This is a genomic window from Luxibacter massiliensis (assembly GCF_900604355.1).
Lineage (GTDB): Bacteria > Bacillota > Clostridia > Lachnospirales > Lachnospiraceae > Luxibacter > Luxibacter massiliensis.
On record NZ_UWOE01000001.1, the window covers coordinates 2,121,235 to 2,134,481 of the forward strand.

13 protein-coding genes are annotated in these 13,247 nt (G+C 47.6%); 1 reads left to right on the top strand and 12 read right to left on the bottom strand.

Annotation, left to right across the window (positions count from 1 at the left end; all coding sequences use genetic code 11):
* Positions 1-17: 17 nt before the first annotated feature.
* The 4 genes from EFA47_RS09835 to EFA47_RS09850 form a co-directional block, all read right to left on the bottom strand.
* Complete coding sequence (locus tag EFA47_RS09835; protein WP_122643108.1) at positions 18-644, bottom strand: ABC transporter permease; 627 nt, start codon at positions 642-644, stop codon at positions 18-20.
* The gene (locus EFA47_RS09840; RefSeq protein ID WP_122643109.1) at positions 641-1,411 is read right to left on the bottom strand and encodes an ABC transporter ATP-binding protein; all 771 of its coding nucleotides are present in this window, start codon (positions 1,409-1,411) and stop codon (positions 641-643) included. The genes EFA47_RS09835 and EFA47_RS09840 overlap by 4 nt, the downstream gene beginning before the upstream one ends.
* Before the next feature lie 87 nt (positions 1,412-1,498).
* On the bottom strand, positions 1,499-2,413 hold the full coding sequence (locus EFA47_RS09845; protein ID WP_122643110.1) for a glycine betaine ABC transporter substrate-binding protein: 915 nt from the start codon (positions 2,411-2,413) through the stop codon (positions 1,499-1,501).
* Positions 2,414-2,443: 30 nt separating this feature from the next.
* The gene (locus tag EFA47_RS09850; RefSeq protein ID WP_122643111.1) at positions 2,444-3,091 is read right to left on the bottom strand and encodes an ABC transporter permease; all 648 of its coding nucleotides are present in this window, start codon (positions 3,089-3,091) and stop codon (positions 2,444-2,446) included.
* 199 nt (positions 3,092-3,290) lie between these two features.
* Between EFA47_RS09850 and EFA47_RS09855 the strand changes: the two genes are divergently transcribed.
* Positions 3,291-3,986: a S1 RNA-binding domain-containing protein gene (locus EFA47_RS09855; RefSeq protein WP_122643112.1), complete on the top strand. Its 696-nt coding sequence runs from the start codon at positions 3,291-3,293 to the stop codon at positions 3,984-3,986.
* Between the two features lie 174 nt (positions 3,987-4,160).
* Here the strand turns inward: EFA47_RS09855 and EFA47_RS09860 are convergent, their stop codons facing one another.
* From EFA47_RS09860 to EFA47_RS09895, 8 genes are all read right to left on the bottom strand, one after another.
* Positions 4,161-4,985 carry an Mrp/NBP35 family ATP-binding protein gene (locus EFA47_RS09860; protein WP_122643113.1) on the bottom strand — a complete coding sequence of 275 codons (825 nt, stop codon included), beginning with the start codon at positions 4,983-4,985 and terminating at the stop codon, positions 4,161-4,163.
* Between the two features lie 128 nt (positions 4,986-5,113).
* Positions 5,114-6,139 (bottom strand): hypothetical protein, encoded by a 1,026-nt coding sequence (locus EFA47_RS09865; RefSeq protein ID WP_122643114.1) that lies wholly within the window; start codon positions 6,137-6,139, stop codon positions 5,114-5,116.
* Positions 6,123-7,499: a radical SAM protein gene (locus EFA47_RS09870; RefSeq protein WP_122643115.1), complete on the bottom strand. Its 1,377-nt coding sequence runs from the start codon at positions 7,497-7,499 to the stop codon at positions 6,123-6,125. Before EFA47_RS09870 ends, EFA47_RS09865 begins: the two co-directional genes overlap by 17 nt.
* A gap of 12 nt (positions 7,500-7,511) precedes the next feature.
* A complete protein-coding gene (locus EFA47_RS09875; protein WP_122643116.1) occupies positions 7,512-8,354 on the bottom strand; it encodes a hypothetical protein in 843 nt (280 codons plus the stop codon).
* A gap of 3 nt (positions 8,355-8,357) precedes the next feature.
* On the bottom strand, positions 8,358-9,749 hold the full coding sequence (locus EFA47_RS09880) for an MATE family efflux transporter (protein ID WP_122644492.1): 1,392 nt from the start codon (positions 9,747-9,749) through the stop codon (positions 8,358-8,360).
* A 205-nt stretch (positions 9,750-9,954) separates the two neighbouring features.
* Positions 9,955-11,103, bottom strand: coding sequence for an ABC transporter permease (locus EFA47_RS09885; RefSeq protein WP_122643117.1), 1,149 nt, complete (start codon positions 11,101-11,103; stop codon positions 9,955-9,957).
* Positions 11,090-12,217, bottom strand: a complete 1,128-nt coding sequence (locus tag EFA47_RS09890; RefSeq protein WP_122643118.1) for an ABC transporter permease — start codon at positions 12,215-12,217, stop codon at positions 11,090-11,092. The genes EFA47_RS09885 and EFA47_RS09890 overlap by 14 nt, the downstream gene beginning before the upstream one ends.
* Before the next feature lie 13 nt (positions 12,218-12,230).
* Positions 12,231-13,160 carry an ABC transporter ATP-binding protein gene (locus EFA47_RS09895; protein WP_122643119.1) on the bottom strand — a complete coding sequence of 310 codons (930 nt, stop codon included), beginning with the start codon at positions 13,158-13,160 and terminating at the stop codon, positions 12,231-12,233.
* Between the last annotated feature and the right edge of the window lie 87 nt (positions 13,161-13,247).

Genomic DNA, 13,247 nt, shown 5'->3' on the forward strand with positions numbered 1-13,247 from the left:
CATCTGTATCTTATGCCTTATGGCCTGTATCCTGAATACAGCCGCCTCTCCAAAGTCCCGAAAACTCCGTTTACCAAAAGTGCAAGTCCTGCTGAAAGAATACTGCCGCACAAAATTTTATAGACATTCATTGTCCGCAGGCCGTCAAACAAAATAGTTCCCAGGCCTCCTGCGTTAATCATAGCTGCAATTGTAGCTATACCAATGGTGGACACTGCACTTAGCTGAATCCCCGTAAAAACCGCCTTTTTCCCCAGGGGAAGCCTTACCCGCACCAGTACCTGCATGACACTCATCCCGATACCTCTGGCCGCCTCCACTGCCGCGGCATCTGTCTCGTTAAGTCCAGTGATAAAGTTCCTCAGCAGGATATACTGATTGTATGCAGTCAGTACAATGACGGCCGTTTTTGCACCCAGTCCTGTCACAGGAATCAAAAGGGCAAACAAAGCCAGGCTGGGGATGGCATAGACAACCGAAAAAATCTGGATCAGTATTTCCCCCATCTTTCTGCTGTAGGCTGAGGCAACTGTCAGGCCCCCGGCAATAAGAAGAGAAAAAAACAAACTCACAGCCACAATCTGGATATGCTCTGCCAAAGCCTCCAGCAAATCATCATAGTGCCTGAAAATATATTCTGTCACAGCAGTCCCTCCCACAGCTTTTCCTGCTCTCTCGCAGAACGGATGAGCATTTCTACAAATGAGTCTGCCGGGTTTCTCACAATTTCGCCAGGTGTATCAAACTGCCTGATTTCCCCTCCGCTCATGACCATAACACGGGTGCCCAGCTTAAAGGCTTCATTCATATCATGGGTAACCAGCAGAAAAGTTTTATTCATCCCCCGGTGTATTGCCTGCAGTTCATCCTGAAGCCCTATACGTGTAATCGCATCCAGGGCCCCGAATGGCTCGTCCAAAAGCATGATCCCCGGATCTGCCGCCAGGGCGCGGGCCAGGCCTACTCTCTGCTGCTGCCCGCCTGAGAGCTGGGAAGGATACCGGGCCTGGTATTCCCCTGGATCTAACCCTACAAGCTTAAGCAGTTCCCTGACTCTGCCAGTTATCGCATCCTCCTCCCACTTTAAAAGCCTGGGTACTGCCGCCACATTCTCAGCCACAGTCATATGGGGGAACAGTCCTATCTGCTGAATCACATAGCCGATTTTTCTCCTGAGCCCTGAAGGCTCCAGATGCGCGATCTTTTTACCGGACAAAAGGATCTCCCCCTCATCCGGGTCATACAGCCGGTTTATCATTTTAAGGAGAGTTGTCTTCCCGCAGCCGGAGGAACCCAGTATGGTAATAAATTCTCCCTCCTCTATCGTAAAAGACACATCCTTCAGCGCGTAACCCGAGGCTTTCTTAAACCTTTTACTTACATTCTGAAATTCAATTGCCGTACTTCCCATTCTTTCCTCCCGGCAGTGCCAGTGGCCTGGGACTGCCTTTTATCTGTTCCTCTCTGCCTGTATCCTGTTTTTCCAGCGCCCTGGGGACTAAAATGTGGAAGCATAAAAGTCTGCAGCCACATCCTCATAATCCTCTTTCTCCACATCTACCCTTGCATTGAGCTCAGTGAGGATTTCTGTGTCCAGGGAAGCGCTGACCGTATTCAGTATGTCTGCAATCTCCGGCGTATTTTCCAGGGCATCGTCCCGCACAACTGGCGCCAGGTTATAGGGCGGCCATACTTTTTTGTCATCCGTAAGGAGGGTAAACTCCTCCTTTTCTGCCAGAGGGCCGTCTGTGGTGTAAACAGGCGTGACGTCTGCCTCATCATTTCTTAATACTTCGAATTTCAAGCCACTGTCATATACTTTCGATGATTTCCAGTTAAATTCACCGTACACTTTCTCCAGACCAGGAAGGCCGTCCTCCCGCTCATCAAATTCTCCCTGGGATGCAAACCTAAGCTCCTTTGCATACTTCTGGAGGTCTGAAATAGTCTCGATTCCCAGTTCTTTGGCCACCTCTGTCCTGACAGCCAGTCCCTGGCCGTCATTGGCCGCTGCATAATCCAGCCAGGTCACCTGGAACTGCTTTTGATACTCCGCCTTCACTGTATCGTACACTTCCTGGGGGTCTGTCAGCATATCCATCCCAAGGACAGTCAAAAGTCCTGTCCCCGTATATTCAGGGTACAGGTCAATCTCGTCATTGACCAGTGCAGTATGGACTACAGAACCTGCGATGTCAAATACCCTGTCCACCTTATATCCCCCATCCTCCAGGGCAAGGGCATAGATTTCTGATACCAGCAGGCCCTCTGTAAAGTCTTTGGAGCCAACCCGTATCTCCGCCTTCTCTCCCCCATCTTCAGAAGCACCCTTTTTTGCGCCACAGGCGGCAAATCCCCCTGCCACCGTCAGGCACATCACTACAGCGATGATTCTCTTACAAAGTATTTTCATAAATTTTAACCCTCCGTATTCTTTCTTATCTTAAATGTATTTATACCGCAGCATCCATCTCTCGGCCAGTCCAAATAAGGCGCCGAACAAAAGAGAAAGCAGGGCCACAGAAATCCCCCCTACCAGCAGGAGGTCTGTGCGGTTGAGTCCCAGTCCAGTGAGTATCAGGCCCCCCAGTCCCCCAGCTCCAATTTTTGCGGCAATGGCCGCACTGGCCACAATTTCCACTGCCGCCGTACGCATCCCTGTCAGAATAAGGGGCAGGGCCAGGGGCACCTCTACCTTCCAGAACATCTGGCGTCCAGTCATGCCAAGGCCCGCCGCAGTCTCTGTCATAAATTCTGGCACCCCTTTAAATCCGGCTGCCGTGTTCATCAAAATAGGGGGGATTGCCAGAAGCACCAGGGCGGATACGGCCGGCCTGGCCCCTGTCCCCATTATGGGAATCAGTAAAATCAAGACTGCCAGGCTGGGAATAATCCGAAGTACCTGAAAACACCCTGTAACCCACTTCTCCCACCGCCCATTTCTCACACAGGCACAGCCCAGGGGAATGCCTATCAGCGCCGCTGCCAGCAGAGAAAGCAGGCTGATGCTGATATGCTCCCCCAGGCTGGTCAGGTACTCACTAAAGTTACCGGCAAAATATCCCTGTATTTCATAAAATAGTTCTGACATTGTACATTCTCTTTCTTTAAAATCTGTATTCTATTTCATGTGATATCATACTCTTTTTTCCTTCCCACGTAAAGTAACTATAAGAAAAAAATATCATGTATAGGAAATTATAAGATTAGTTGTTTTTTTTGTATTACTTATGATATACTGAAACCATGCGGTTTACACATATTATTAAAAGATAAGTTGAGGTGCTACAATGAGCGAAGAAATGAAAACTGAAGAAATGCAGACAAACGAAGAAAAAGTTGAGACAATGGCGGACTACGAAGAACATTTCGATGATGCCAATCCCTGGAACAGAGTTCTCGGCTATATGGAAGAAAAGACGGTTCTGCCCGTAAAGATAGAAGGAATTGTAAACGGCGGGGCCATTGCCATGGTGGAAGGGCTGCGTGGGTTTATTCCTGCATCTAAGCTGTCCCTTTCCTATATAGAAGATTTGGAAACCTATCTTCTGAAAGATATTGAGGTCCGCGTCATTGACGTTGACCAGGCTAACAACCGTCTTGTCTTATCTGCAAGGGAAATACTAAAAGAAAAAGAAAGAAAGGCCCGTGAAGAGCAGATTGCAAATGTCAAAATAGGCACGGTTATGGAAGGCACTGTGGAGACTCTCCAAAATTATGGTGCATTTATAAAACTTGAAGATGGACTTTCCGGCCTTGTACATGTATCCCAGATATCCCAGAAGAGAGTCAAAACTCCAGGTGATGTACTGGCTGTGGGAGACACCGTAAAGGTGAAGATTATAGGAATCAAGGATGGCAAAATCAGCCTGAGCATGAAGGTGCTTGAGGAGGCTCCCAGGGAAACTGAAGAGCGGGTGGAGATCCCCAAAAGTGAGAATATTGGTACAAGCCTGGGCGATTTATTCAAGAACATTCAGCTGTAAGGCAGAAAAATATAGGGATCCACATGCGGGCAGAGCCGAAATGGCTCTGCCCGCATGTATGTTATAACTCTGGATACTCTGCTATCTCCTGCCCATACTCCTCTTATAAAATAAATTGCAGGCCTGCCAGGGGCAAGACGGCGCCCTTTATCCCCTAATAGTCTTATCTGCAGCCTATAATTGGACTTCTAAATAGGGATTCTCCACCTCATAAAACTTTTCTTCCTCAACAGCTTTTGCCAGCTGTGTATCCACAGGCATCTTTCCCAACACTGGGACTCCCAGCCCTGCGGCTATCTCGTCAATATGGCTCTTCCCAAAAATTTCGATTTCTTTGCCGCAGTCAGGACATTTGACATAACTATAATTCTCCACAATTCCCAGTACAGGCACATGCATCTGTTTGGCCATATTGTAAGCCTTTCTGACAATCATCTGCACTAGATCCTGGGGGGAAGTCACAATAACAACCCCATCCACGGGAAGGGACTGAAATACAGTAAGGGGCACATCCCCTGTACCCGGAGGCATGTCTACAAACAGATAATCCAAATCCCCCCACATAACATCAGACCAGAATTGTGTCACTACACCTGCGATTACCGGCCCTCTCCAGATAACCGGCATGTCCTCCTCCTCCAACAACAGATTTACAGACATAATCCTTGTTTCATCTTTCGCAATACAAGGAAACATACCGTCCTCTGTCCCTTTTGCCATCTCATGTACGCCGTACATTTTAGGAATCGACGGCCCTGTAATGTCCGCGTCCAGAATCCCCACTGTATATCCTTCTTTACGCATCAAGCGGGCCAAAGACGCTGTGACAAGAGATTTACCTACGCCGCCCTTCCCGCTGATGACGCCGATTACTTTCTTAATCTGGGAAAACGCATTGGCAGGAACACGGAAATCCTCCTTTTTGCCCCCACATGTCCCTGCCTGGGCACATCCTGCACAGGATTCCTCACTGCAGCCGCTGCTGAATTCTTCTGACATTCTATTCACCTTCTCTTTCTTTATAGTTTAACAGCTGATTTTACTTACAACTGTCTTTTATTATAGCATAATTTAGCACAAAATACACCTTCCCTCAGATGCCTTCCAGGATACTGTATCCTTCTTTTTTATTTATCCTGATATCTCTGCCCCAGATAAAAGTCTTTTCTGGAGCATCCTGCCCTTCCGCCTCCTGCACAAGCACAGGCGCAGGCACAGGCACATCCGCCGCCCCTTCCATGGTGTCCTCTGCCAGTTTTTCTGCGGGCAGCGTACATACTGCCAAGTCCTCTGTGCTTTTCATACCTGTCCTTTGGCCTGGCTCCCTTTCTTCTGCCAAACAGCAGGGCGGCATAGGCAAGGGGCCCTAAAATTCCAGCCAAAACAAGAATGACTACGAAAATGCCGGCAGGTGAAGATGCTTTTTTTGTGTAATCATCCTGAAATGAATACTGGGACTGTGGATAATATACCGTTACACTGACCCTCTCCCCTGGAGCCAGATTCTTCTCTGTAACCGTATATCCATCTATTTCTTCTGAAAACTGCATATCTGATTCCGTATTCTGGTCATACTTCCACCCAATAGTCAGCTCCTTTACTGAAATATCGTCGAACCACCCAGGGGTAAACTGAAACTGATAGTTCCCCCCATCCATTTTATACATCCGGTGCTGGTGAATAGAAAATTCCAGCGTGACTGTCTCCCCCGCCACATATTCCCGGTCCAAATCCAGGCGCACATACTCTCCGCCCTGGCCATAATAGCTGATTTTATCAATACTGCTGCTTTTTGCCGCCAGTCCTTCCACGTATTCATTGGGAATCCCTACTTTCACCCAGCTTAGGGGACCTTCACTCGTACTGTCGAGGACTGTCCATTCCAGATAATAAGAGATATTAAGGGATCCGTCTGCCCGTGTCTCTATCCAGATACGCTCCTTCTCGATCTCATCTAAGGGCCCGGCAGCTTCAGATTTAAATCCTGGCATGAAAAAGGATAAAACAACCCCGAGGCACAAGAACGCCATCCACCTGAAGGCTATGCCCCTTAAACCTCCGCCCCAATACGCGCCCTCCCTGCCGTTCCCCGGCTCTATGCTCTTTGGCAGGAAGCCTCCTGTCTTTATTGTTGGATTACATGCTGCCCTCATAGGCTCCCCCCTCTCCCAATGGACATACCTCTTTCATGGACGCAGAGAACTTTCGGTACTTTTTACATACAGGATGATTCCAGATTTTTTTCCAGTCCGTATCCTGTATACTCCCGAATGTATCTATGTCCAGGCAGCTCTGGCAGGCGGTCACTTCCCCTCCCGGCGTCACTGCCATATTACTCAGGGCAGCTCCGCAGGAGGGCACCTCCAATCCCATCTCCCTCAGCTTTTCCCCTGGTATCCATCCAGGAGAAGTAAAACGGATCTCCATCTCATTCTCTGCACAGTATTTCACTGCTCCCATAACTGCCCGTGTGATTTCCCCCTCAGTAAGTTTCATGGAAACAACTCCTTTTTTTACTGCATTTCCTGCCGGGATCATGCCCGAACATGTGACATAGATTACCCCCAGAGATTTCAAAAGCTGAAGGGTGTTTACATAATCTGCATTTTCTCTGCACAGGGGTGTATTTACGCTGACAGAAAGTCCTGCCTCCAGTGCATTTTGTATCCCCTCGACAGTTGCGTCATATTTTTCTGACCCAGTCAGCTTATTGTGGGTGTCCCTGTCAGAAGAATAAAGTGTAATCTGCACATTATCCAGTTCTGCCTCCGCCAGCCTGAGGCAGTAATCTTTTGTCAGAAGTGTCCCGTTGGTGTTCAGCCTTGTGATAAACCATCTGGCCGTATAAATAAGCTCACACAGGTCTTCCCGCATGGTAGGCTCCCCTCCGGTAAACGTAAGCTGCGGTATCCCGGCTTTTTTACATTTCTCAATAATTTTCTTCCACTCCCTCGTGCCCAACTCCTTTTCATTGGCATGAGGCTGCCCCGCTGCATAGCAATGGATGCAGCGCAGGTTACAGTTCCACCGGCCTTCCCTCTCCATGGCGCTGACCATCAAATCCATGCGGTGGGGTGCAGTCATATTGGGGGCATACTCTCCAATACTCATCTGCCCGATATGGGTTTCAGGCTCTTTCCCCCTTGCTATGGCCTCAAAAGCCTCTGCCATAATCTCCAGATCCTCCCTGAGCATTTCCCCTGACGCGCCTGGATAGACCTTCTTTACATTCCTGATAACCTGTTCTAAAACCCCCTCTAATGCATTCTCTGGCATCTCCTGCCCGCCAAACGTATTGAGCTGCCTGATAAACTCCGTCAGAAGCACTGCCCAGGATTCATTGACCGGGACAATCTGATTTCCATTGAGGATAGCCACAGACGGCGCGTAGCCAAAAACCTTAAATTTCGGTGGGATCATGTGTATTCTAATGGCCCCCGGATCTTTTGGGTTCCATGTTGTATGAACCATCTCCCTCCAGTTTTTCCACTCATACCACTTTTCCCGAATCATAGTCCCCTCCTGTCACCCCATAACACACAGCAAATTCACTCCCACTGTTAGCACAACTGCTGCCAGCAGCCAGAAATATGTTATGCCTGTTTTCCTAAGTTTTATTGTATCATACTGCATAAAAATGTCCTGTATCCTGGACTCATTTTTTTTGCCAAAATATATGCCTTCATACAAGCTTTTTATCTGAGTATATTCCAGAGCCAGTCCAATGGCAATCCCGAAAACGCCGGGCCCGGCTATGAGATGGCCCCAACCAGCCAGTGCATACCAGGAAACCACCGTAAATAGTCCGCCCAGCAGCATAAAAGCGCCGCTTCTTCTGCGTATCTTCCTATAATAATAGCTGCGGTCCATCAGATCCATGACCTTCCAGTTTAGTTCGGGCAGTTCCATCTGTATTTTTCCTTTTAAAAACTGATATCCTTCTATAAACTGCTTCTGCTGTTCCTCTTTTACAAGTTCATAGTGGAATTTTATGGCTCCTCTGCCTGTAGGGACTTTAAAGCAGCAGGCCGTCACTCTCATCTTCCGGCATGACAATAATTCCGTGATTTCCTCATAATAAAATCTTCTCTGGATTCCAAAACTATTCTTTTCTATGTAGCTGCCATAAAACTGCCATGTACATTTCTTCAACAGCTTATCGGTCAGGCCTAAAAGCAGCAGCATGGCCGCAAAACCCAGGGCAGCTAATATTTTAGACACATCATCCGGCAGAAAAAAGAAAAGAACCAGACAGATGACAACTGACCACCACCTCATTTGATAAACTATACGCCCTGAAAAAACGGGAATCTCATGCACCATCGGATATCTTCCATGTCCCCGGTCGTCCTGCCTTCTTCCACTCATTTTTTACCCCATTTCTCTAGTCACATCTTTAAGCCATTTAAGGCTTCGGTACCTGATCCATGTGATTGGCAGCTTTATTAACTCATCGCACATCAAAATAACATATACAACTGGGACGCTCAGTTTAAGCACAAAAGCTGCCAGCCAGCCAAGCAAAATTGAGCAGCCCCACATAGTTGCCACATCCATTATCAGGCCGAATCGGGTGTCGCCCCCTGAGCGGAAAGTGCCCACAACCAGAGTCGTGTTAAAAGACTGCGCCACCACAAAATAAGACATAACAAAAAACATAAACTTCAGATATTCTTTTGCAGTATCTGTCAAGGCCAGCATGGATGTTGCGATGGGGGCCGCACCTAAAACAAGGGCGCCTCCTGCCAGTCCCATGATTACGCTGAGAACCAGGAAGCGGTGGGCGTAGGCTTTTGCCTGCTCGAATTTCTGTTCCCCGATTGTTTTTCCCAGATAAATAGCCGTGGCACTGGCCAAACCAAAGGCCACAACTGTGGCAAGCTGGCGTGCCACCTGGGCCACAGAATTGGCCGCAACCGCTGCGCTGCCCATATGGCCCAGAATCGCAGTATTGGCCGCTGTCCCCAGTCCCCACATGACTTCATTCATCACAACTGGCAGGGCATAGCGCAGGAAGTCCATCAGAAGCATCCTGTCCGACTTCATGAAATAGGCGTACCTGAACTTAATATCTTTATTATACAGCCTGGCATAACCAAACACCAGAAGCAGCTCCACCAACCGGGAAATCAGTGTTCCCAAGGCGGCGCCCTGCACCCCCATGGCCGGAAAACCGAGCAGGCCAAAGATAAAAATAGAATTTAACACTACATTGCACAGCAAAGATACCAGATATACAACCGTGGCAACGACCACCCTCTCCACACTGCGCATAATATATAAATATACCTGGGTAATTCCCATAAAGACATAAGAAAACGCAACAATCCGCAGATATTTAATGCCCTCTGAAATAACCTCCGGGTCATTTGTAAAAATCTTCATTAGCAGTCCCGGGATACAAAGGGCAGCCGCCATAAACACCACTGTCACCAACAGCGCCGCTTTCATGCCGATTCCCAGAATTTTCTCAATCGTCCTTTTGTCACCCTTGCCCCAGTACTGGGCGGTCAGGACCGTGGCCCCTGAAGTCAGCCCGAACAAAAACAGGACCATAATATACTGTACCTGCCCTGCAAGGGAGGCGCCCGATAACGCCTTCTCCCCCACACGCCCCAGCATAATCACATCTGCCGCCGTGACTCCCACATTAATCAAATTCTGCAGAGCCATAGGGACTACAAGGGCAAACACATTCCGGTAAAACTTCCCCCAGTCGATCCCCAGCTGGTCATCCTTATGTACCACACTTCTCCCAAACATATCTCCCACACAAATCCTCTCATCCATTATAGTCTCTTAACATTAGAGCAGGTTCTAATGCGCCCAGGCAAGCAGAAAAATCACCTGTACTCCAAAAAGATGCTCCCCACACAAAATAGAGAACATCTTATAAATAATTTTATCATATAAATTCAAAAAGGTACAGGTCTAAAGCCAATTTAGGACGTAGCCTTTTTTCATTTTGTTACGTCCTCAACCTCCACCGTTTCGCCGCCAGTGCAATGCAGATTATAGCCGCCGCAAACACGATTTGTATCCCCACGGACTGGAGGATCTGTATTTTTACTTCTCCTGTGATGGTTCCGTACTTGGCCAAGAGTTCGTTCGCCCATTCGTACCAATATACCGGGAGGAACTGGGCCGCGGCCCTGACGCCTTTGCTTAGTATGTCCATAGGTACAAATACGCCGCACAAAAAGCACATGCCCAGGGTCAGCGTATTGACCACGCCGTTTAGCGTATCTGTATTGGTAGTGAGCATTCCCACCATAAATGCAGTTGCCAGTGCCACCAACAGCATTGCCAGTGAATTTATAATATAATATGGGAAATTTGAAGCCAGCAGCAGTTCTTTCCCGTAAAGGGCAAGACTGTCTCCAATGCTGATTAGCCACAACCCCACCCCTAATATGGAGACCGCCAGCAGAGCCTCCAGGTTCTGCCTGCGGGCAGATACTGCACTGGCCTGCATACGTCTGGGAATATCCCCTTTGTAAAAGGCTGATAAAATATTGCCGAGCACATAGGACAATACGCTGAGCATCAGGTACGGAAGATATCTGTAATAATAGGAAAAACCGGGGATTTTCCCACTGTTGCCGTTCCTATCCAGCATCAATACCTGTACCTGGGCCCCGCCGTTTGCAGCCTCGGCCGCTTCGCCGGCAGAATAGCCTGCAGCACAGAATGTTTTGACACTGTTCAGGAAATTATTTAACTGCTGGTCCACATAATATCCAGAATAAGAGCCAGGTACTTTGGTGGCCTCCACTGTCTCTGTGCCAGATAAGAATTGTTTTTCAAAACCAGCAGGAATTTGTATAATATATTCTACATTTCTATAAAACAGCATCTCCTGCAGCTTTTCCTTGTCCTGTTCAAGTGGGATTATTTCGTGGAACTGCCCCATATACTTCTTCAATCCTTCTGACAAAGCGCTTTTATCTTCATCAACAAACCCAATATTCAGTTGTTCTGCACTATAGGAGCTTCCACTGCTTTCCCCCAAAGTCCTCTGTACCATCACCGTAATCACCATGAAAATCGAAACATACATAATAATAAGTCCTGCATTTCGCTTCATGATCCTTATATACCCCTTAAATACTGTCATAGCGTTCCCTCCTGATAATTAGAAATGCCCCCACTGTCAGCGCCAGGGCCATACATACCAGTGTGATCAGGTTCCGGCTGTACCTGGCCGGGTCATCGTATACGTTGATGCAATAAAATGCATCTGAAATCAAAGCTGCCGGGTTGATCCGGTTGATAATAGGACAGTGCCTTTCTATAATATCCTTCATAGTACCTTCCATCAAACCCGACAGGAAGCTGCAGACCATGGAGATTCCAAGCAGGATCCCAATCTTTATCCCCTCCCCCAGCCTGCCGGCAGAGCTGACAAAGATCCCCATGGAAACGCCCAGCATGCTGCCCACCAATATCACCAGCAGCATTTTTGGTATTTCTCCATCAAATTCCATTCCCAAAATATATTTCAGATATAAAAGAAGGATCACCACATTCAGGAAGTGGATTCCAAATGAGGCCAGCATTTCTGAGAAAACCAATTTCAGCTTATGTGTAGGTGTAATACACCGCCTGGCTGCCAGAGGACTTAGATTTGCCTGTAAAGTAATTGCCGATCCAAACCCAATGAAACAGCCATACATACAGGCCATGGCAATCAGGGCATAGAAAAACTGGGAATTGCCGTTGATTGTTTTTCCGCCCAGTGATACCTGACGCACCATGTCCTTATAGTCAGACAACTCCCGCACTGCGGCACCCAGGCCTTCTGGATGTTCACTGGCTATTTTTTCAACTGTCCTTTTCCCCTCTGTATAACTCTCGAGCAGAGACTGCAGCACACTCTCCTTCATCCCCACCGCTGCCACTGTCAGGGAAGGGGACTCCCCCGCATAAAATATACCGTCCACTTTTTGGCTTTCCAGGGCCTGTGCCGCATCTTCTTCCTTCATCTCCTCCACTTCTATCAGGGGTTCTTCCCCTGCCTGCATCTCCTCTAAAAATGCAGCGAACCCCTCGTTATTTTCATCCTCTTCCATGACAACAGCAACAGGGATTGTCACAAAATCTTCCCCATCCATATTTCCAAAGGCAAAATAAAACAATGTCCCCAATATAATAGGAAAGAAGAGAGGCCAGAAAATGACATTAAAATTCCGAAATTTCACAATAATATTATATTTAATTAGCTGCAGCATGTAATCCCCTCCCCTAATCCCTCAGCTCTTTCCCGGTAATTTCCAGAAAAACATCATTTAGTGTAGGCAGCTCAGAAAATACCCTCCCAAAGGATATTTCCTCCTCCTGCAAATAATTCAAAATACGGATCAGATTATGTTTTGCCTTCGTACACCTGACAGTCAAAATCTGTTCTATATACTGTACATCAAATACATTGGGCAAAAGTCTGATCCCCTTTACCTGTTCTTCCCTGAGTGCTGCTGCCTCGATGGTAATGGTTTCACCTGTCTTAATCATGCTTTTTAATTCTTCCTTTGTCCCCACAGCAATGCTTCTCCCATGGTCCATAATGGCTATTCTGGAACAAATCTGCTCCACCTCCTCCATATAATGGGAGGTGTATATAATCGTGGATCCCTGCCGGTTCAACTCCTGAATCCCCTCCAGAATCTTATTCCTGCTCTGAGGATCCACAGCCACTGTAGGTTCGTCCAAGATAATCAGACGGGGTTTATGGGCAATGCCGCAGGCAATATTCAGCCTGCGCAGAAGGCCCCCTGAAAGTTTCTTGGGCCTCACTTTCTTATACTCTTCCAACCCTACAAATGATATAGCCTCCTCAACCAGCTTCTTTTGCTCCCTCTTATCCTTTACATACAGGCCACAGAAGTAATCGATATTTTCCAGAACTGTCATCTCATCAAAAACAGCAACATTCTGCAGGACAATCCCTGTCTGTTGTTTTACCTTATAATTATCCGGCCTCATCTCTTCCCCAAAAATTGTAATATTCCCTTTATCGTATTTCAGCAATGCCAGCATACAATTGATCGCTGTTGTTTTGCCCGACCCATTAGGCCCCAGAAGCCCAAAAATCTCCCCCTCCTCAATTTCAAGGTTCAGGTGGTCAAGGGCCACCAGGCCTTTATACCGTTTTACCAGGTTTTCTATTTTAACCATAATGCATCCTCCTTCTTCCTTTTGGCCGGAAGCTTTATCACAGGATTTCGTCCCCATGGGTTTCTATTCTCCATGTCTGCTTCCTGT